We start from the raw sequence: 18235 nt of genomic DNA, 5'->3' as shown, positions 1-18235 counted from the left end.
TCTACTCGCGCCCGGCGCAAATGCCCAGGGGAGATGACGTGCGGGAATCGGAGCTGAGCCCGGAGCGGGCGCGGGCCAGGTTCAGGCGGGGGGAGCGGGTGCCGACGGCGGGCTGGTGCGCGGGGTGGACGCAGGCGAACCTCATCGCCCTGCCCGCCGCCCACGCGGCCGACTTCCGCCGCTTCGCCGAGCGCAACCCGAAGCCCTGCCCCGTCCTGGACGTCGGCGAGCCGGGCGCCACCGCCACCCGGCTGTTCGCCGGCGACCTGCGTACCGACCTGCCCGGCTACCGGGTCCACGAGGACGGCCGGCCGGTCAGGGACGTGTCCGACGTGCTGGCCGACTGGCGCGCGGACCTGGTCGCGTTCCTGCTCGGCTGCAGCTTCACCTTCGAGGCCGCGCTCATGCGGGCCGGCGTCCCGATCCGGCACGTGGAGCTGGGGGTGAACGTGCCGATGTACCGGACCGCGGTGGCGTGCGAGCCCGCGGGGGTCTTCTCTGGGCCGCTCGTCGTCTCGATGCGCCCGGTGCCGGAGAACCTCGTGGCGCGGGCGCGGGAGGTCACCGGGCGCTACCCGGCGGTGCACGGGGCGCCGGTGCACGCCGGAGACCCGGCGGAGCTGGGCATCGCGGACCTGGACCGGCCGGACTTCGGCGAGCGGGTGCCGGTCGGGCCGGGGGAGGTGCCGGTCTTCTGGGCCTGCGGGGTCACGCCCCAGCTCGCGCTCGGCGCCGTGGACTTCGCCATCGGCCACTTGCCCGGCCACATGGCGATCATCGACGCGCGCGACGAGGACTTTCGAGTGACCTAGCCAGGTGCTTCGCGGTGTGGGTCGAGGCGTTGACCAGGTCGGCGGGCGTGCCCGTGAACACCACCCGGCCGCCGTGCTGCCCGGCCTCGGGCCCCATGTCGATCACCCAGTCGGCGTGCTTGACCACGTCGAGGTCGTGCTCCACGGCGATCACCGTGTTGCCGCCGTCGACCAGCCGGTCGAGCAGCGCCAGCAGCGTGTCCACGTCGGCCATGTGCAGCCCGGTCGTCGGCTCGTCGAAGACGTATACGTTGCCGCTCTCGCGCAGCCGATGGGCCAGCTTGAGCCGCTGGCGCTCGCCGCCCGACAGCGTGCTCAGCGAGCGGCCCACGGTGAGGTAGCCGAGGCCGAGCTCGCTCAGCGCGCCGAACATCCCGAACACTCCGTCGGCCTCCTCGGCCGTCATCGCCAGCACGTCGGCGATCGTGCGGCCCTCGTAACGGTAGGACAGGGCGGTGTCGTTGTAGCGGCTGCCGCCGCAGGCGTCGCAGACCGAGGTGACCGGGTCCATGAAGGCGAGGTCGGTCTTGATCACGCCCCTGCCCTCGCAGGCCGGGCAGGCGCCCAGCGCGTTGAAGCTGAACCAGCCGGGCTCCACGCCGTTGGCGGTGGCGAAGAGCCTGCGGATGGTGTCCATGGCGTTGAGGTAGGTGGCGGGCGTGGAGCGGATCGAGCCGGTGATCTGCGACTGGTCGATCGCGATGGCGTCGGCGTAGCCCATGAGCGTGCTCTTGCCCGATCCGGCCACGCCGGTGACCGCGGTGAGCACGCCCAGCGGCACGCGTACCGACACGTCGTGGAGGTTGTGGCGGGAGGCGCCGGCGATCGTCATCCAGTCCGACGGCGTGCGGACCTGGGGCTTGAGGCCGGTGGTGCGGCGCAGCATGCGGCCGGTGAGGGTGCCGGAGGCGCGCAGCCCGGCCACGCCGCCCTCGTAGACGACCTCGCCGCCGGCGGTGCCGGCGCGCGGGCCCAGGTCCACGACGTGGTCGGCCAGTTCGATGATGTCGCGGTCGTGCTCGACCACGATCACCGTGTTGCCGCTGTCGCGCAGCTCCAGCAGCAGCTCGCCGAGCAGGTGCACGTCGCGCGGGTGCAGCCCGACGCTCGGCTCGTCGAAGATGTAGGTGAGCCCGCTCAGCGAGGACCCCAGGTGGCGCACGGTCTTGAGCCGCTGCGCCTCGCCGCCGCTGAGCGTGCTGGTCTGCCGGTCGAGGCTGAGGTAGCCGAGGCCGATCGCCTCGATCCGGCGCAGCGCCTCCACGGCCGGTTCCGCGACCGGGTTGGCGAGGCCCGCCAGCTCGGTGATCAGGTCGGAGACCTCCATGGAGGCCTGGTCGGCGATGTTGAGCCCGCCGATGCGCGAGTCCAGCGCCGCCCGGTTGAGGCGGGCGCCGCCGCAGGCCGGGCAGGGGCCCTCGGCCAGCATCTTCTTCGCCGACACCAGGTCCTTGTCGCGCTTGAGGTAGAGGCGGTCGAAGCGGTCGGCGACGCCCTCGTAGGTGCCGCGCTCCAGCTTGAAGCTCTCGCCGTGGAGCAACTGGCGCATCTCCTCGGGTGTGAACTCGCCGACCGGCTTGTCCATGTCGAACAGTCCGGACTGCTCGTACAGCTTCCACGTCCACGAGCCCACCGACCACAGCCGCAGCGCGCCCTGGTTGAGCGAGAGCGTCTTGTCGATGGCCTGGTCCAGGTCGAGCCGGACGGTCCTGCCCAGCCCGTCGCACTCGGGGCACATGCCCTGGGGGTCGTTGAAGGAATAGGCGCTGGCCGGGCCGGCGGACGGCGTGCCGTACCGGGAGAAGAGCACGCGCAGGATCGGGTGGATCTCGGTCATGGTGCCGACGGTCGAGCGCGCGTTGCCGCCGACCGGGCGCTGGTCGACGACGACGGCGGGCGTCAGGTGGGCCAGCCGTTCGGCCCGCGGCCGCTCGAACTTGGGCAGCCGGTTGCGGAGGTAGGCGCTGTAGGTCGCGTTCATCTGCCGCTGCGACTCGGTGGCGATGGTGCCGAACACGACCGAGGACTTCCCGGAGCCCGACACACCGGTGAAGACGGTCAGACGCTCCTTGGGCAGGCGCAGCGAGATGTCCTTGAGGTTGTTCTGCTTCAGTCCGGTCAGGATGATGTCCACAGCCACTCCTCATAGCTTTAGCTAATACCTATAGCTTATGCTATGGCTGTGACAGATCGCCGGGCCCGCCGTCGCACGGAGACTCAGGAGGAGATCCTGCGGATCTCCCTGGAGGTCATGGCCGCCGACGGCGTGGCCGCGCTCAGCATGGCCACCGTCGCGCGCCGGCTCGGCATCCAGCCGCCCTCGCTGTACAAGTACTTCCCGTCGCGGGCCGCGCTCTACGACGCGCTCTTCGAGCGCGGCCAGAAGGGCTACCTCGATGCCGTACGGCAGGCCGCCGAGGGCATGGAACCCGGCCTGGCCGCCATGGGCGCCTCCCTGGAGGCCGGAGCCCGCTGGATCATGGCCAACCAGGTGCTGGCCCAGTTGCTCTTCTGGCGCACGGTGCCCGGATTCACCCCCTCCGAGCAGGCGTACGCCCCCGCCCTGGCCATCCACCGCCACTTCGCCACCCTGATCGAGGGCGCGGTCGCCCGCGGCGAGGTCGGCTCCGACGCCGCCGGGGAGCAGGGCCTGGCCCTGGCCGCCAGCCTGATCGCCGGCGTCGCCTCCCAGCAGCTCGCCAACCAGCCCGAGGCCACCTACGAGGACGGCGTCTTCACCCGCCTGGTCCCGCGCCTGCCCGAGGTGTTCGCGGCGGCATACCCGCCGCCGTGAGCTGCTCGCCGACGCCGGGCGCGCCCCACCGGTTGTCGATCTCCAGATGCGGTACGGCCGGCGGCTCGTCCACCCGGATCGCCGCCAGGTAGTCCGCGAAGGCGGCCAGCTTGCCCGCGTCCCGCTCCAGGCCCCTGGCCAGCAGCCGCTCGCGCAGCGTCGGCCCGTCGGAGCGCACCCACACCAGGTGCGCGGGACCCCCGCCCAGCTCGTCCACCCAGCGGGCCCACAGCTCGGCCGAGTGGACCTGCGAGGTGAACGGCCCGTCCAGCATCACCGGGCAGCCGTGGCTCCTGATCGCCCGCGCCAGCCGGGTCAGCCCGCCGTACTCGTGCCGCTTGACGTGCTCGTCGTACCAGGGGCCCTCGCGCTCGCCGGGCGGACGGCCGTACGCGCGCAGGGTCTCGGTGACGAAGCCGCCGTACACGGTGTCCTTGTCCAGCAGCGCCGGGACCGGCGCGAGGCGCGACAGCAGCGCCGCGGCGACGGTGGACTTGCCCGCGCCCGGCGGGCCGCTGATCACCCAGACAGGTACCACGAGGTCAGAGCCTACGCGGATCTGCGTACGCGACAGCCTCCTGCCGTCGGACGCCCCGCGCGCCGCGCCCGGCCAGACTCGGCGCATGCTCACCCTGTTCGCCCGCGCGTTCCGCGTCCCGGATCTGCGCCGGAAACTGCTGTTCACCCTCGGCCTCATCGCCCTGTTCCGGCTGGGCCAGATCCTGCCCTCGCCGGGCGTGGACGTGGTGGCCGTGCAGCGGTGCCTCGGCAGCGTCCGCGGCGGGCTGGCCGAGATGGTGCAGTTGTTCAGCGGCGGGGCGATGCTGAAGCTGTCGGTGTTCGCGCTCGGCGTCATGCCGTACATCACCGCCAGCATCGTCATGCAGCTCATGGCGGTGCTCATCCCCCGGCTGGACGCGCTGCGCAAGGAGGGCAAGCAGCAGAAGATCACCCAGTACACCCGCTACCTCACGGTCGCGCTGGCCGTGCTCAACGCCACGACCGTGGTGGCGCTGGCCAGGAGCGGGCAGCTCTTTCCCGGCTGCCAGGAGCCCGTGCTGCGCGACGACGGCCTGCTCAGCATCGCGGTGCTGGTCAGCGTGATGGTCGCGGGCACCTGCGCGGTCATGTGGCTGGGCGAGCTGATCACCGACAGGGGGATCGGCAACGGCATGTCGCTGCTGGTGTTCACGCAGGTCGTCGCGGTCTTCCCGTCCTACATGTCGACGATCTTCACGATGAACGGCTTCGCCGCCGTCGTCATGCTCGTCTCCGGCGTCTTCCTGGTGGCGGCGGTCGTCTTCATGGAGCAGGCGCAGCGGCGGGTGCCCGTGCAGTACGCCAGGCGCATGGTCGGGACCAGAACCTACGGCGGCACCAGCACCTACATCCCGCTCAAGGTCAACCAGGCGGGCATCGTGCCGGTCATCTTCACCTCCTCGCTGCTCTACCTCCCGACGCTGTTCGCCGGACAGGTGCCGTGGCTGGCGCCGTACCTTGAGGGCGACCACCCGCTCTACATGGCCGGATACTTCGCGCTCATCGTGGCCTTCGCCTACTTCTACGTGTCGATCACCTTCAACACCGTCGAGGTGGCCGACAACATGCGGCGCTTCGGGGGGTTCGTCCCCGGCATCCGGCCGGGCAGGCCGACCGCCGGATACCTGTCGTACGTGCTGTCGCGGCTCACCGCCCCCGGCGCCGTCTACCTCGGCGTGCTCGCCCTGCTGCCGCTGGTCGCCTTCGCGCTGCTGCGCGACCCGTCCACGCAGCAGAACTTCCCCTTCGGCGGCACCAGCGTGCTCATCATGGTCGGCGTCGGCCTCGACACCGTGAAGCAGATCGAGGCCCAGCTCCAGCAGCGCAACTACGAGGGGCTGCTCAGGTAGGCAGGACCAGCCCCGCCCGCATCGCGAACACCACGAGCTGGGCGCGGTCGCGGGCGTGCAGCTTCACCATGGCCCGGCTCACGTGGGTGCGGACCGTGTCCGGGCTGATCACCAGCTCCCCGGCGATCTCCTCGTTGGAGCGCCCGGTCGCCACCCACGCCACCAGCTCCCGCTCGCGCGGCGTCAGCGTCTCCACGCCCGCGACCGGCTCGGCGCCGGCGTGGCGGCCGAACATGCCGATCACCTTGCGGGTGATGGACGGCGACAGCAGCGCCTCGCCCGCCGCCACCACCCGGATCGCGCTGACCAGCTCGTCGGGGGCGCTGTCCTTCAGCACGAAGCCGCTCGCGCCCGCCTGCAGCGCGGCGAAGACGTACTCGTCGACCGCGAACGTGGTCACGACCACGATCCGCGTGCCGCTCAGGCCGGGGTCGGCGGCGATGGCCCTGAGCGTCTCGACGCCGTCCATGCCCGGCATGCGGATGTCCAGCAGCAGCACGTCGGGGCGGGTCTCGCGCAGCAGCGCCAGCGCCCGCGCGCCGTCGGCCGCCTCGCCCACGCACTCCAGGTCGCCCTCGCGCTCGATCAGCGCCCGCAGCCCCATCCGCACGACCGCCTGATCGTCGGCCACGGCGACCCTGATCACGCGGTGTCGCCGGTCCTGGGGAATCGGGCGATCACCTGGAAACCGCCGCCCGCACGCGGTCCCGCGGCGAACTGCCCTCCCGCGGCCAGCACCCGCGCGCGCATCCCGGTCAGCCCGCGGCCCTCCGTCATGTTCCGGCGGCCCGCGCCCCGGTCGGCCACCTCGACCACGTACACGCCCGGATCCGCCGACAGCCGCACCAGCGCCCTGGTCGGGCCCGCGTGGCGCAGCACGTTCGTCAGCGACTCGCGCACCACCTTGTAGACCGGGCCGCTCAGGTCGGCGGGCACCTGCGGGTGGGCGGGCTCGACGTCGACCGGCAGCCCGGCCGCCCGCACGCCGTCGATCAGCCCCGGCAGGTCGCCGTCGGCCTCGATGCCGTCGAGCGCGGCCCGCAGGTGGGCCAGGGCGCGGGTGCTGGTCTCCTTGATGGCCTGCAGCGAGGCGCGCGTCTGCTCGGGGTCGTCGTCGAAGGTGACCAGGGCCAGCCCCGCCTGCATGGCGATCGCCGCCAAGCCGTGGCCCGCCGCGTCGTGCACCTCTCCGGCGATCCTGGCCCGCTCCATCGCGACCGCGTCGCGCCGCGCCGCCATGCCCCACGTCTTGTACGGCCCGGCCTGGCGGACCGTTTCGGCCGGCCGTACCGGATCGTCGGTCGCCACGCCACCGCGGACGTCGACGGCCGGAGCGGCCGCGCGGACCTCCGCGGCCGGAGCGGGGCTCTCGCGGAGCTCGGCGGCGACGGCGGGGGTCTGGGGGAGGGTCCGGGCGGCGGCCTCCGCGGCGGCGGCCTGTGCCTGGGCGAGGCCGCTGAAGGACCACGGGACGGCCAGCCAGCCCGCCCACGCCAGCACGACGACCGCGGGCAGGTCGCTCAGCTTGGACAGGCGGGGGAGCTTGCTCACCCCACGATCCTAACCAGTCGTCAGCCGGTCCCGGTGAGCCAGCGCAGCGGGTTGGCGCGGGTGAGCAGGCGCAGGGTCTCCTCCGGCAGGCCCGCCTCGCACAGCCGGGGCAGCAGCGCGTGGAACAGGTGCGCGTAGCCGGGGCCCTCGTAGCGCTGGAGCTGGGCGACGCGGCTGACGCCGGAGCCGAGCAGGACGCGCTCGGCGTGGCCGTCCTCGATCAGGCCGAGCACGAGGCGCGCGGCCTGGTCGGGGCCCTGGGCGAGGGAGGACAGGCCGACGTACGCGCCCGCCTCGGCGATCTTGCGGGCGGCGCCGAGGTCGGTGCCGGTGTAGCCGACGCTGACGCGGCTCGCGGGCAGGCCCTGGCCGAGCAGGATCTCCAGGATGCCGGTGGGGTCCTGGCCGTGGGTGGCGACCGGCAGGCGCGAGGACTGCGAGGCGCGGGCGGCGGCGACGAGGCAGCGCTCCTCGACCGCGGTGGGCTCCTCGCCCCAGCAGCCGACGGAGCCGATGACGCCGGGGAAGACGCCGGTGCCGTCGAGCCCGGAGGTGATCTCGCTCATCAGCCTGCCGGTCAGCTCCTCGACGCTCGCCTCGCGGGCGTCGGCGAACGGCTCGGCGTGCAGTCCGGTGGCGGCGACGACCGGGACCCGGCTGCCCGCGGCCATGCGGGCGAGGGAGGCGGCGTCGCGGCCCATGCCCATGCAGGTGAGCTCGACCACGAGGCCGAGGTCGTCCTGGCCGCGCAGCGAGCGCAGTTCCTCGGTGACGGGACGCTCCTCGTCGAGCCACCGGTGGGGGTCGGAGTCGATGCCGACCGCCCAGCGCAGGTCGTTGCGCAGGTGCTCATGGGGGAGAACGGCACCGGTGATCGCGGCCGCGCGTATGGGGCCGGTTACGGTGCGAAGCATGACCTCGGGCATGCCAGACATTAACCGATATTTGCCGCTCAATGCCTGTTTTGCGGTGAAGATCTACCTGCAAGGAGAATGAAAGCAGCACCGGTATCGTGGAAGGCACACCGACAGTCGCGGGGGAATCGTGTCTATCCAGAACTCCGAAACCGGCGACGCCGACAAGCTCAAGGACGAGGCGGCGCGCAGGTCCGGCATACACGGGTGGCTGGACGGGGTCAGGTCCACCCGCTCGGGGGCGCTCACGCTGAAGATCGTCATCGGCGTCATCGGCGGCGTCATGGTGATCGGCGGCCTCATCATGGTGCCCTTCCCCGGACCCGGCTGGCTGGTGGTCTTCGCCGGGCTCGCGGTGCTGGCCACCGAGTTCCACTGGGCGCACAAGTTGCTGGAGTTCGGCAAGCGCACGCTCCACGCCTGGACCGAGTGGTACAAACGGCAGGGCTGGACGGTGCGCATCCTGGTCCTGGTCGTGACCTTCATCGTCGCCGGCGTCATCGTCTACATCGGCCTGAGGACGCTCGGCATCGACCTCCTCCAGATGGCCAAGGACTACCTCTAGACCCGTTCGGCATCACGCGGGACTTCCTTCCCAGGAATGTCTAATCTGCGGGCGTGATCGGCAAAAGCCTCCTCGCGGTGATCGCGCTGCTCGCCCCCGCGGGCGTGACGGCCAACGTGCCCCTGCCCGGCACCGGCGTGACCGTCCAGGAACAGGCCAGTGATCCGGTACGGCTCGCCTCCTACGGGTTCGGCACCAAGCGCACCTACCTGAGAGGCGTGACCGGCGACACCTTCGTCCGGCAGAAGGGCTTCTCCGAGGCGGCGCTGTCACCCGACGGCCGCAGGGTCGCCGCCGTGCCCGACTCCTACCATTCGGGCTGGGACTCGGTGGTCGTCACCGACCGGCTCGTCGGCAAGCCCGCCCGCGTCCGCACGGTCAGGAAGCCCCTCACCGCCTCCTATGCCTCCTGGTCGCGCGACGGCACCAAGGTCGTGCTGACCGTGGAGAAGAAGGTGGGCGGCAAGTGGCGGACGAGCGGGTTCACCGTCGTCGACGCCCTCGCCTCCACCGCCCGCACCGTCACCGTGACCGGGGCCGCGACGGGCGCGGGCTTCTGGTTCGCCCCGGACGGCAACCTCGTCGCCGAGTACGGCAAGGGGCTGCGCGTCTACAACCCGGCCGACGGCAAAGTGGTGCGGACGTTCCCCTCGATCGGGCTGCCGACCGGCCCCGAGGACGCGTTCTCGCCGTCCGGCAGGCAACTGGCCCTGTGGTGCCCGGCGTCGGTCGCCGAGGACCTGTGCGTCGCGGACCCGGCCACCGGGAAGATCGTCAGGCGGGTGCCCGTGGAGCCTGAGGCGCTGTTCGGGTGGTGGGACGAGAGCCACGTGATCGCGGTTGCCGCGTGGAAGGGCGCGTACCGGCTGGTGGTCCTGGATCTCACGGGCAAGACGAAGCGCGTGCTCGCCGGGGTTCCGGCCAAGGCGTGGAAATCGGGCCTCTGGCTGCACTTCGTGCGCGAGCGGTGAGCGGCGGCGCGCTGTGCGCCGGCGCTCACCGGCGGCCCTCTGCGGGCGGGCGGTGAGTGGTCGGCTACAGGTAGAGGCCGGTGCCGTGGTCGGTCTCGGTGGTGGCCACGGCGTGCAGGTCGCGCTCGCGCATGACCAGGTAGGTCTGGGCGTGCAGTTCGACCTCGAACTGCTCCTCCGGGTTGAGCAGGACCTTGTCGCCGACCTTGACCGTGCGCGCGCTCGCGCCCACGCCGCAGACCTGGCCCCAGGCCAGCCGGTTGGCCATCTTGACCGTCGCCGGGATGACGATCCCCGCGCCGCTGCGCCGTTCCTCGGCCTCGTGCTCCAGCCGGATCAGCACCCGGTCGTGGAGCATCTGGATCTCGAACTTCGGTTCTGCCACATCCGCAGTTTACGTCCAACGGGAACCGCCGCCCGCCCGCTTGCCGTGTCCTGGCCGAGGCTGTGGGCGCGGGAAGGGCGGCCCGACATAAACGCCGACGGGCCATTTGTGCGAGATTTGCGGAAATATCGGTGGATGGTGTTAGCGCAGGTCAGGGGGCGGTTTGACGGAACTCCCGGCGGGCTCCGTAAGGCTCGGCTATAAATTGCTCAGCCGCGTGTCAAGGGGGGCGCCCGGCTGGGCGGGGTTGTGGTGACAGGGGGAGCGGCTCGCGGTGATCGTGATGTTCGGCGCCGCCGGCTTCATCGGTCGGCACGTGCGGGCCGCGCTGGGGGAGCGTGACGTCGTCGCCGTCCCTCGCGGCCGCATCGATCTGGCCGCCTCGGGTCACGCCGAGCTCACCGGGCTCATGTACGAGGTCGCCCCCGACGTCGTGATCAACTGCGCCGGCGCCACCGGCGGCGACCCCGTCACCCTGGCCAGGGACAACGTCGTCGCCGTCGCCCGCCTGCTGGCCACGCTGGCCGTCGCCGCCCCACGCGCCAAGTACGTGCAGATCGGCAGCAGCGCCGAGTACGGCAGGGTGCCCATGGGCCCGCCCATCACCGAGGACGCCGCGTGCGACCCCCTCGGCGCGTACGGCCTGGCCAAGCTGGCCGGCACCGAACTCGTCCGCGCGGCCGCCGCCGACGGCCTCGACGCCTCGGTCCTGCGCGTCTTCAACGTCATCGGCCCCGGGGCGCCGCCCGACTCGCTGCCCGCCAAGCTCGCCCTTGCCCTGCGCGACGGCGGCGACCTGGTCGTCGGCGGGCAGGACGGCTACCGCGACTTCGTGGACGTACGCGACGTCGCCGAGGCGGTGGCGAGCGCCGCCGTGGCGGACGGCCCGCTGCCGCCGGTCCTCAACATCGGCAGCGGACGCGCCACCCCGGTCCGCGAACTCGTCTCCACCCTCGTGGAGGTCGCCCGTCCGGGGGCACGCGTGCTACCGGGCGCGGGGCCCTCGCCCGCCGTCCCCTGGCAGTGCGCCGACATCACCCGGGCGGCGGGCTCGCTGTCCTGGCGCCCGCGCACCACGCTGCGCGAGTCGCTGGAGGCCCTGTGGTCATCCATGAACGCGCCGGCGTCGGCCGGCGGAGAGAACACGACCAGAGGGCGGGGATGACCGGAAACGCGGCACACGACTGGACCCCGTCCACCCCACACCCCGGCAACCCGTACGAGCAGCCGCCTCTCCCCACCGTCCAGAGGCCGTCCGGGGCGACCCTCCCGGCCGTCCAGGGAGTGCCAGGTGACTCGGAGGCTCCCGTCAGGCCGGGCAGTGGCGACGTGTTCTCCAGCAGGTCCGGTGGCATTCCCGGTTGGGCGGGTGGGGGCCAGGGCGCTTCTGGTGGGCGGGGGCGGAGTGGGGCGCGGAGGGGTGAGGTTGTGCTGGGGAGGGGTGCGCGGGTGACGGAGCAGGTGGAGACGCGGCTGCTGGAGGTGGGGGAGGCGCTGGTCGGGGCCTGTGTGCCCGCCTACTTCCACCCGGCGCGGGCGGCCGACACGTGGCGGCGGCTGCTGGCCGTACCGCCGAGACTGGTGGTGCTGGATCTCGGCGAGGAACGCGAGAGCGCCTACGCGCCCATCGTGGCCAGGCTCGTCGCGGCGGGCACCGAGGTGCTGGCGCGGGTGGACACCGACTTCGGGCTGCGCACCGCCACCGACGTCCGCGCCGACCTGCGCAGGATCAGGTCCTGGTACGGCCTGCGGGGCGTCTTCCTCGACCAGGTCGCCGCCGGCGCCGACCGGCTGGAGCACTACCGGGAGATCGTCGACGGCGTCCGCGGCACCATCGTCCTGAACCCGGGCGTCTACCCCGACCAGGGCTACGCGGCGCTCGCGGACATCCTGGTGACGTTCGAGGGCCCGCTGCCCGCCTACCGCGCGATCAGGGAGCCCGCCTGGGCCAGGACTCTGGCGCGCGGCCGCTTCTGCCACCTGATCCACGGGGTCGGCGAGCGGGTGCGCGAGGCGACGCTGCGCAAGGCGGCCAGGCTGGCGGGAACGGTCCACCTCAGCGACGGCCCCGGCTGGACGGACCTGCCCGCTTACTACGGCAGAAGGATCGTGGCAGGATAAATCCATGATCATGGCCTTCGGCGCCACGGGCTGGCAGTGGCTGAACCCTCCCCGCGAGTGGACCGCCGACGACGGCCTGACGTTGTTCTGCGACGGCGGCACCGATCTGTGGCGGCGTACCCGCTACGGCTACACCTTCGACAACGCCCACCTGTTCTGCCGCCCCCAGAGCGGCGACCTGCGGCTGTCGGTGACCTTCACCGGCGAGTACACCGAGCAGCACGACCAGGCCGGCGCCATCCTGCGGATCGACGAGAGCACCTGGATCAAGGCGGGGGTGGAGTTCAACGACGGCGCGTTCTCGCTGGCCACGGTGGTGACGCGGGACTACTCCGACGCCTCGGTGCTCCCGCTGCACGAGAGCCCCGACGGGGTCACCTTCGAGCTGGACCGGGTGGGTGACGCGGTCACCGTCCGCTACGGCCTGGCCGGCGAGCCGCCGGAACACCTGCTGCGCGTCGCGTACTTCCCGCCCGAGGCCCCGGTCCTGGCCGGCGCGATGGCCGCCGCCCCGGTCGGCAAGGGTTTCCCGCTGCGCTTCACCAACATCCAGGCGGCCACGCCCTGAGATCGCTTCACGGGAGCCGGAGGGTGGCGGAGACGGCGCGGTGGTCGGTGCCGGGAAGGTCGTGGACGGCGAACTCGGTCACCGCGATCTCCCGTGAGGCGAGCACGTGGTCGATCTGCACTCCTGGCAGGCCCGTCCAGTCCATCACCGGCCAGGTGGCCGTGAGGCCCTGCCCGGTCACGTCGGCCGCGTCGCGGTAGCCGGATCGCAGCAGCGCGCGCATGGGCGGGTGGTCGAGGGTGGCGTTGAAGTCGCCGGCCAGCACGCGCAGCGCGCCGCCGCCCCGGGGAAGGGCGTCCAGGCCCTGCCGCCAGCAGGGGACGCGCCCGTCGTACCGGGGTGCGCACGGATGTACGGAGACCACCTCGACCGCGGTCCCCGAGACGGTCAGCGTCGCCCTGACCTGCCGGAAGTACCCGTGCGCGAGCATCGGCAGCTCGGTCATCGGGTAACGGGCGTAGATCGCCGACCCGCTCGCCCCCGGCGCGGGGCGGTCCACCCGGTGCGGGAACAGTTGCCGCAGCCCCAGCTCGTCCATCCGTCCGCGGGCCGGCACGGTCAGCTCCTGGAAGGTGAGGACGTCGGGCCGCAGCCGGCGTACCAGCGCGACGAGGGCCGCCGGGTCGGCCTGGCCGACGCGGAGGTTGACCGACAGCACCCGCAGCCGCGCCCCCGCGGCGGGCGGGTTGGCCTCCGGAACCTGGCGGGGGAGCACGGAGCAGGCGAGGGCCAGGCAGCTCACCGCGGCGAGCCCGGCCGCGGCCCAGCGCCGCCGGGCGGCGGCCAGGGCCAGGGGCAGCACCGACGCGAGCGCCACGTACGGCGTGAACGCCACCAGCGGCACCCACGGCCAGGCGGGTACCACCCCGGCCACTCGCAGCACGGCCCACGCCGCGCAGGGAATCACGACAATCCACATCACATCGCTGTATTGCCGGATATGGCGGATACGGTTCGTGTATGCGCGATGTGGAAGCCCGCGTCCTCGATGCGATCGACGACGCGGACACCGTGAACCTGCTGGCCGAGGCGGTCAGAATCCCCAGCGTGACCGGCACCGACGCCGAGTCCGACCTGCAGCACCGCTTCGCCCGGCTGCTCACAGAAGCCGACCTCGACGTCGACGTCTGGAAGCTCGACCTGGACGACCTGCGCTCCCGCGAGGGCTTCCCCGGCGCCGAGGCCCCGCGCGCCGAGGGCTACGGCGTCGTCGGCACCACCTCCGGCGAGGGCCCGCCCGCCCTGATCCTCCAGGGCCACGCGGACGTGGTCCCCACCGGCGACCTGGCCAAATGGGCGGGCAGCGACCCCTTCGCCGCCCGCATCACCGGCGACACCCTGCACGGCCGAGGCGCCTGCGACATGAAGGCGGGCGTCGCCGCCAACCTGGCCGTGGTGCGCGCGCTCCACCGCTCAGGGGTACGGCTGGCCCGGCCGCTGGCCGTCCACTGCGTGGTCAGCGAGGAGGACGGCGGCCTGGGCGCCTTCGCCACCCTGGCCCGCGGCCACACCGGCGAGGCCGCGGTGATCACCGAGCCGACCGGTGGCGCGGTGATCACGGCCAACGCCGGCGCCCTCACCTTCCGGCTGGAGCTCGCCGGCCGTGCCGCCCACGGGGCCACCCGGTACGAGGGGGTCAGCGCGATCGAGGTGTTCTGGCCGGTGTTCCAGGCGATCCGGCGCCTGGAGGCCGAGCGGAACCGGAACCTGCCGGTCATCTTCGACGGCAACCGCATGCCGTACCCGATCGAGGTGGGGACGGTGCGGGCCGGCGACTGGGCCAGCAGCGTGCCGGACCTGCTGGTGGCCGAGGGCAGGATGGGCGTGCGGCTGGACGAGGATCCGGCCGAGGCGCGCGAGGCGCTGGAGGAGGCGGTGCTGGCCGCCGCCGACCCTCGGCTGCGTGACCATCCGCCCGTGGTCACCTGGCCGGGCGGGCAGTTCGCGAGCGGGCGGCTGCCCGCGGGCCACCCCCTGCTGGCCGAGGTCGGCTCGGCCGTGGCCGCCGTCCGCGGAGCCGGGCCGGTGGAGACGGCGGCGCCGTACGGGAGCGATCTGCGTCTGTACAACGGCGGCGGGATCCCCTCGCTCCACTACGGGCCGGGCGACGTGGCCTTCGCGCACGCCCCGAGGGAGCAGGTGGAGCTGGCCGAGGTGCGCGAGGTGACCCGGGCGCTGGCCCTGCTCGCGCTGCGCCGCTGCGGGACGCTCTAGGCGGGCACCCCGGTCTCGACCGGGAGCCCGGCCTCGACCCAGTCCTGGATGCCCTCGCGGTACTTGCGGACGTTGGTGTAGCCGAGGGCCTCCAGCCGGGTGGCGACGGCCTGGCTGTTGGGGCAGGCCGGGTTGGAGCAGTAGGTGACGATCGCGGCCTCGCGGTCGGGCAGCAGCCCGGCCGCGCGCTCGTTCACCTCGCTCTCGACCAGCGCGATCGCGCCGGGCAGGTGCTGCTGCTCGTAGTACTGCCCGCCGAGCGCGTCGAGCACGGTCACGGAGCCGTCCGCGATCGCGGCCTGAAGCTCCTCGCGGGAGATGAGCGCGGTCATTGCGACCTCCAAGGTAAATGGACTACAGTCCGTTTCGTGGATGGCTCGAAAACTAGCGGACCGCAGTCCGCTTCGTCAAGTGAGGCGCTGGAGATCCTGCGCGCCCGCCCGGTCGAGGAACGCGCCGACGCGGCCAGGAACAGGGAGAAGGTCCTCAAGGCGGCGGCCCGCCTGTTCGCGGACAAGGGCGTCGAAGCGGTCTCCATGGACGCGATCGCGGCCGAGGCGGGCGTGGGGAAGGGCACGCTGTTCCGCCGGTTCGGCGACAAGTCGGGCCTGGCCGTGGCGCTGCTCGACCGCCGGGAGCAGGAGCTCCAGGAGCACATCCTGTCGGGCCCGCCCCCGCTCGGCCCCGGCGCGCCCGCCGCCGAGCGCCTGGCCGCCTTCACCGCCGCCTACCTGGACTACCTGTTCGCCCACCTCGACCTGGTGCGCATGTCGGAGACCGCCAGCCCCGGCGCCCGCTACCGCATCGGCGCCTACCGCTTCTGGCACCGCCACGTCGCCATCCTGCTGGCCGAGGCCCGTCCGGGCGCCGACGCGGACGCGCTGTCACACCTCCTGCTCGCGGCCGTCGGCGGCGAGCTGGCGAGCGTCCTCAAGCAGGAGTACGGCGAGGCCCGCGCCCGCCAGGCGGCCCTGGACCTGGCCGGATCCTTCGCTAGTACGTCGCCCTGACCTCGACGATCTCGGCCAGCGGGAACTCCAGGTAGTCGCCGGCCTCCTCGCACCAGGCGTCGAGCGCGCTGCCGCGCAGTTCCCCGTGGCTGATCGTGGCGGTCAGACCGTCGGTGAGCGTGATCCCGGCCCGCACCCCGCGATCGACCACGAACCCGAGCAGCGACTGCTGCGCGGTGGGCAGCCGCGAGGCCATCCGGCCGATGACCGCCCACGTCCGCCCGGCCTGGCTGCCCTGCCCGGAGGAGGCGACCAGCCGCCTGGCGTGCTCGTGGGGGTCGGGACCCGGCTCGGGGATGAGGTGGGCGGGGTCGTCCATCTCCGACAGCTCGGCGACCTGGCCGCCGGGCAGCAGGATGAGCTTGCCGCCCTGGCGGTCCTCGACGCGGGTGCGGCGGATGGCGATCTCGCCGGTGTCGGCCACCGGCACGGGGGAGTAGCCGTGCTCGCGCAGCACGGCCAGGGTGCGCTCGGCGGGCTCCGAGCTGACCAGCACGGTGGGCGCGAGCAGCCGCAGCCCGAGCCGCGCCAGGCGGCGGTGCCCGGCGATCTCGGCCAGCAGCGCTGGATCGCCGGCCTGTACGACGCAGCCGACCGTGGTCACCGTCACCTCGCCGTGGCGTCTGGCCACGTCGCGGACCATGTACTCCAGCGGCTGCGGGATCGAGCCCACGCCGGACAGCTCCTCCAGCAGTTCGTCGGCCTCATAGCCGTTGTCGAGGGCGCGGCGCACGCTCTCGGTGGTGAAGCGCCACACCGAGGCCGCGCCGCGCGACTCCCGCTCGGCGACCCGGTCGAGCAGCGCGGCCAGTTCGGAGGAGGGCGGCCCGGTCACCACCGCGGTCAGGTCGGGGCCGAACAGCGCGCTCCTGCGCACGCTGGCCAGGGCCCGCGTGGACGCGCCGACCAGCACCGGGTCGTGCTCCACCATCGGGACGGCGTCGTCGTTCTCGTCACCGGCGTGGGCCGCGAGGCCCGCCAGCGCCCGGCCGAGGTCGGTCAGGCTGTCGTTGGCCAGCAGGCCGAGCAGCCGCGCCTCGTCGACCACCCCGGCCGCGCACTCGGCCAGCAGCGCCTGGTCGAGCAGTGGCGCGTGCCAGTGCACGTTGCGCACCAGGCTGCCCCGGTCGGCGAAGGCGGTACCCGAGGGCAGGTGGGCCAGGCCGGTCAGCACGGCCCTGCGGACCCTGGCCACCGAGGAGCCGGACTGGTCGTCGCCGAGCACCGTGCCGTACTTGCCGTCGACCTTCCGCAGCGACGAGCGCTCCATCCGCCACCAGGCCGACAGCAGCACCCGCAGCCTCGCCGAGCCCTCGTCGAGCCGCCAGCGGTCGAACCGGTCGGTGGGCACCATGCCGCCCGACTGCTCGTCCCAGGCCAGGAGCCTGGCGACCGCGCAGACCTCCAGCAGCAGCCGGGTCTCGTCCTCGTCGCAGCCGGTCTCCTTGGCCACCCTGCGCACCTCGCGCACGCCGACCCCGCCGGTCTTCAGCAGCGGCAGGGGCGTCTTGGAGGTGTTGTCGAGGATGGCGGCGCAGCGCTCGACCACGTGGGGCGCGGCCAGCGTCATCAGGTGGTCGACCTCGGCCGGGTCGATCGGGATCGTGGCCACCTCGGGCGGGTGCGGGGTGAACGGCGGGTGGTAGCCGGGGCCGCGCAGGCACAGGGCCACCTCGCGCGGCATCTCGGCCAGGTCCCAGCGGGGCCGGTAGAGCAGGCCGTGGTCGGCGGCCCACTTCTCGGGCGTGCCGGGCAGCACGAACCGGCCGCCCTCGACGCCGCGGACCGGGCCGTCCCAGGCGAAGGACTCCAGCAGGTGCCTGGTGCCCTCGGGGGCGTTGGCCAGCATGGCCTCCATGCGGGCCGGGTCGCCCAGGACCTCGGTGACGCGCACGATCGTGCGGCGCTTGTTGCCGTGGGGCGGCACGCCCAGGCTGCGGGCCATGGCGCGCAGCGCGTCGTTGCTGATCGTCCAGGAGTTGAGGTAGTGGTCGAGCGGTTCGCCGAGGCCGAGCGGGGCGGCCCACCAGCGCGAGACCGCCTCCGACAGGTGGATGACGCCGTCGGCGTCCGGCCAGGCCAGCGCGTGGTCGTAGAGGCAGTCGAGCCAGGGCGCGGTCTCCTCGACGGGCGCGCCGAGCAGGGCGGAGACGGTGGCGGGGGTGGGCGCGTTGATCACCAGGCAGGCCTGGGCGAGTTCGAGGCAGGGAAGGGGCAGGCCGCGCATCGACTCCATGACGGCGAAGCCGTTGCCGAGGCGCTGGGCCAGCATGTCGAGGCGGCGCGGCCACGGAGGCGCGATGGCGTCGGGCCGGTTGGCCAGCACGCGGCCGAGCCTGTCTTCGTCGAGTGTTCGCAGCCAGCCGAGCAGGTGATCATCCATCGGTCAGCACTCTCATGGGGGTCGCGCGGGACTCACCGTGAGCCATGACCAACCACGG

General features: G+C 73.0%; 19 protein-coding genes. 10 read left to right on the top strand and 9 right to left on the bottom strand.

Annotated elements, in window-relative coordinates:
- Window positions 1-20: 20 nt before the first annotated feature.
- Window positions 21-812 carry a putative hydro-lyase gene (locus ACIBEJ_RS29115; RefSeq protein WP_397186016.1) on the top strand — a complete coding sequence of 264 codons (792 nt, stop codon included), beginning with the start codon at window positions 21-23 and terminating at the stop codon, window positions 810-812.
- On the opposite strand, the gene ACIBEJ_RS29110 is transcribed toward ACIBEJ_RS29115, so the two are convergent.
- Window positions 775-2946 (bottom strand): ATP-binding cassette domain-containing protein, encoded by a 2172-nt coding sequence (locus tag ACIBEJ_RS29110; protein WP_397186015.1) that lies wholly within the window; start codon window positions 2944-2946, stop codon window positions 775-777. The genes ACIBEJ_RS29115 and ACIBEJ_RS29110 overlap by 38 nt on opposite strands.
- Window positions 2947-2994: 48 nt before the next feature.
- Between ACIBEJ_RS29110 and ACIBEJ_RS29105 the strand changes: the two genes are divergently transcribed.
- A complete protein-coding gene (locus ACIBEJ_RS29105; RefSeq protein ID WP_397186014.1) occupies window positions 2995-3606 on the top strand; it encodes a TetR/AcrR family transcriptional regulator in 612 nt (203 codons plus the stop codon).
- On the opposite strand, the gene ACIBEJ_RS29100 is transcribed toward ACIBEJ_RS29105, so the two are convergent.
- Window positions 3548-4144, bottom strand: a complete 597-nt coding sequence (locus ACIBEJ_RS29100; RefSeq protein ID WP_397186013.1) for an AAA family ATPase — start codon at window positions 4142-4144, stop codon at window positions 3548-3550. The two genes, ACIBEJ_RS29105 and ACIBEJ_RS29100, sit on opposite strands and share 59 nt — an antisense overlap.
- Window positions 4145-4229: 85 nt before the next feature.
- Here ACIBEJ_RS29100 and secY point away from each other — a divergent pair, with 85 nt between their 5' ends.
- Window positions 4230-5495 carry a preprotein translocase subunit SecY gene (gene secY / locus ACIBEJ_RS29095; RefSeq protein WP_397186012.1) on the top strand — a complete coding sequence of 422 codons (1266 nt, stop codon included), beginning with the start codon at window positions 4230-4232 and terminating at the stop codon, window positions 5493-5495.
- Here secY and ACIBEJ_RS29090 read toward each other — a convergent pair.
- From ACIBEJ_RS29090 to ACIBEJ_RS29080, 3 genes are read right to left on the bottom strand one after another with little or no spacing between them, the layout of a single operon-like run.
- A complete protein-coding gene (locus tag ACIBEJ_RS29090; protein WP_397186011.1) occupies window positions 5488-6141 on the bottom strand; it encodes a response regulator in 654 nt (217 codons plus the stop codon). The genes secY and ACIBEJ_RS29090 overlap by 8 nt on opposite strands.
- Window positions 6138-7046: a sensor histidine kinase gene (locus ACIBEJ_RS29085; RefSeq protein ID WP_397186010.1), complete on the bottom strand. Its 909-nt coding sequence runs from the start codon at window positions 7044-7046 to the stop codon at window positions 6138-6140. The genes ACIBEJ_RS29090 and ACIBEJ_RS29085 overlap by 4 nt, the downstream gene beginning before the upstream one ends.
- Before the next feature lie 20 nt (window positions 7047-7066).
- A complete protein-coding gene (locus tag ACIBEJ_RS29080) occupies window positions 7067-7960 on the bottom strand; it encodes a phosphotriesterase (RefSeq protein ID WP_397186009.1) in 894 nt (297 codons plus the stop codon).
- A 130-nt stretch (window positions 7961-8090) separates the two neighbouring features.
- On the opposite strand from ACIBEJ_RS29080, the gene ACIBEJ_RS29075 reads away from it, so the two are divergent.
- The gene (locus ACIBEJ_RS29075; protein ID WP_397186008.1) at window positions 8091-8525 is read left to right on the top strand and encodes a TIGR02611 family protein; all 435 of its coding nucleotides are present in this window, start codon (window positions 8091-8093) and stop codon (window positions 8523-8525) included.
- 53 nt (window positions 8526-8578) lie between these two features.
- On the top strand, window positions 8579-9496 hold the full coding sequence (locus ACIBEJ_RS29070) for a hypothetical protein (protein ID WP_397186007.1): 918 nt from the start codon (window positions 8579-8581) through the stop codon (window positions 9494-9496).
- A gap of 64 nt (window positions 9497-9560) precedes the next feature.
- Here ACIBEJ_RS29070 and ACIBEJ_RS29065 read toward each other — a convergent pair whose 3' ends face one another.
- Window positions 9561-9881 carry a GroES family chaperonin gene (locus ACIBEJ_RS29065; protein ID WP_397186006.1) on the bottom strand — a complete coding sequence of 107 codons (321 nt, stop codon included), beginning with the start codon at window positions 9879-9881 and terminating at the stop codon, window positions 9561-9563.
- A gap of 283 nt (window positions 9882-10164) precedes the next feature.
- Between ACIBEJ_RS29065 and ACIBEJ_RS29060 the strand changes: the two genes are divergently transcribed.
- The 3 genes from ACIBEJ_RS29060 to ACIBEJ_RS29050 all read left to right on the top strand — a co-directional run bounded on the left by ACIBEJ_RS29060 (window position 10165) and on the right by ACIBEJ_RS29050 (window position 12570).
- Complete coding sequence (locus ACIBEJ_RS29060) at window positions 10165-11046, top strand: NAD-dependent epimerase/dehydratase family protein (protein ID WP_397186106.1); 882 nt, start codon at window positions 10165-10167, stop codon at window positions 11044-11046.
- 284 nt (window positions 11047-11330) lie between these two features.
- Entirely contained in the window at window positions 11331-12002 is a 672-nt protein-coding gene (locus ACIBEJ_RS29055; RefSeq protein WP_397186005.1) for a spherulation-specific family 4 protein, read from the top strand.
- Between the two features lie 4 nt (window positions 12003-12006).
- Complete coding sequence (locus tag ACIBEJ_RS29050) at window positions 12007-12570, top strand: DUF1349 domain-containing protein (RefSeq protein WP_397186004.1); 564 nt, start codon at window positions 12007-12009, stop codon at window positions 12568-12570.
- Between the two features lie 7 nt (window positions 12571-12577).
- Here ACIBEJ_RS29050 and ACIBEJ_RS29045 read toward each other — a convergent pair whose 3' ends face one another.
- Entirely contained in the window at window positions 12578-13489 is a 912-nt protein-coding gene (locus tag ACIBEJ_RS29045) for an endonuclease/exonuclease/phosphatase family protein (protein ID WP_397186003.1), read from the bottom strand.
- Window positions 13490-13530: 41 nt separating this feature from the next.
- Here ACIBEJ_RS29045 and ACIBEJ_RS29040 point away from each other — a divergent pair, with 41 nt between their 5' ends.
- On the top strand, window positions 13531-14784 hold the full coding sequence (locus ACIBEJ_RS29040; RefSeq protein ID WP_397186002.1) for an ArgE/DapE family deacylase: 1254 nt from the start codon (window positions 13531-13533) through the stop codon (window positions 14782-14784).
- Here the strand turns inward: ACIBEJ_RS29040 and ACIBEJ_RS29035 are convergent.
- A complete protein-coding gene (locus ACIBEJ_RS29035) occupies window positions 14781-15116 on the bottom strand; it encodes a rhodanese-like domain-containing protein (protein WP_397186001.1) in 336 nt (111 codons plus the stop codon). The genes ACIBEJ_RS29040 and ACIBEJ_RS29035 overlap by 4 nt on opposite strands.
- Window positions 15117-15152: 36 nt before the next feature.
- Here ACIBEJ_RS29035 and ACIBEJ_RS29030 point away from each other — a divergent pair, with 36 nt between their 5' ends.
- Window positions 15153-15794, top strand: a complete 642-nt coding sequence (locus tag ACIBEJ_RS29030; RefSeq protein ID WP_397186000.1) for a TetR/AcrR family transcriptional regulator — start codon at window positions 15153-15155, stop codon at window positions 15792-15794.
- Here the strand turns inward: ACIBEJ_RS29030 and ACIBEJ_RS29025 are convergent.
- Entirely contained in the window at window positions 15778-18177 is a 2400-nt protein-coding gene (locus ACIBEJ_RS29025) for a helicase-associated domain-containing protein (RefSeq protein WP_397185999.1), read from the bottom strand. The two genes, ACIBEJ_RS29030 and ACIBEJ_RS29025, sit on opposite strands and share 17 nt — an antisense overlap.
- Window positions 18178-18235: the final 58 nt, after the last annotated feature.

The sequence above is a fragment of the Nonomuraea sp. NPDC050790 genome, assembly GCF_044456745.1.
GTDB lineage: Bacteria > Actinomycetota > Actinomycetes > Streptosporangiales > Streptosporangiaceae > Nonomuraea.
This window is presented reverse-complemented; position numbering and strand designations above follow the sequence as displayed.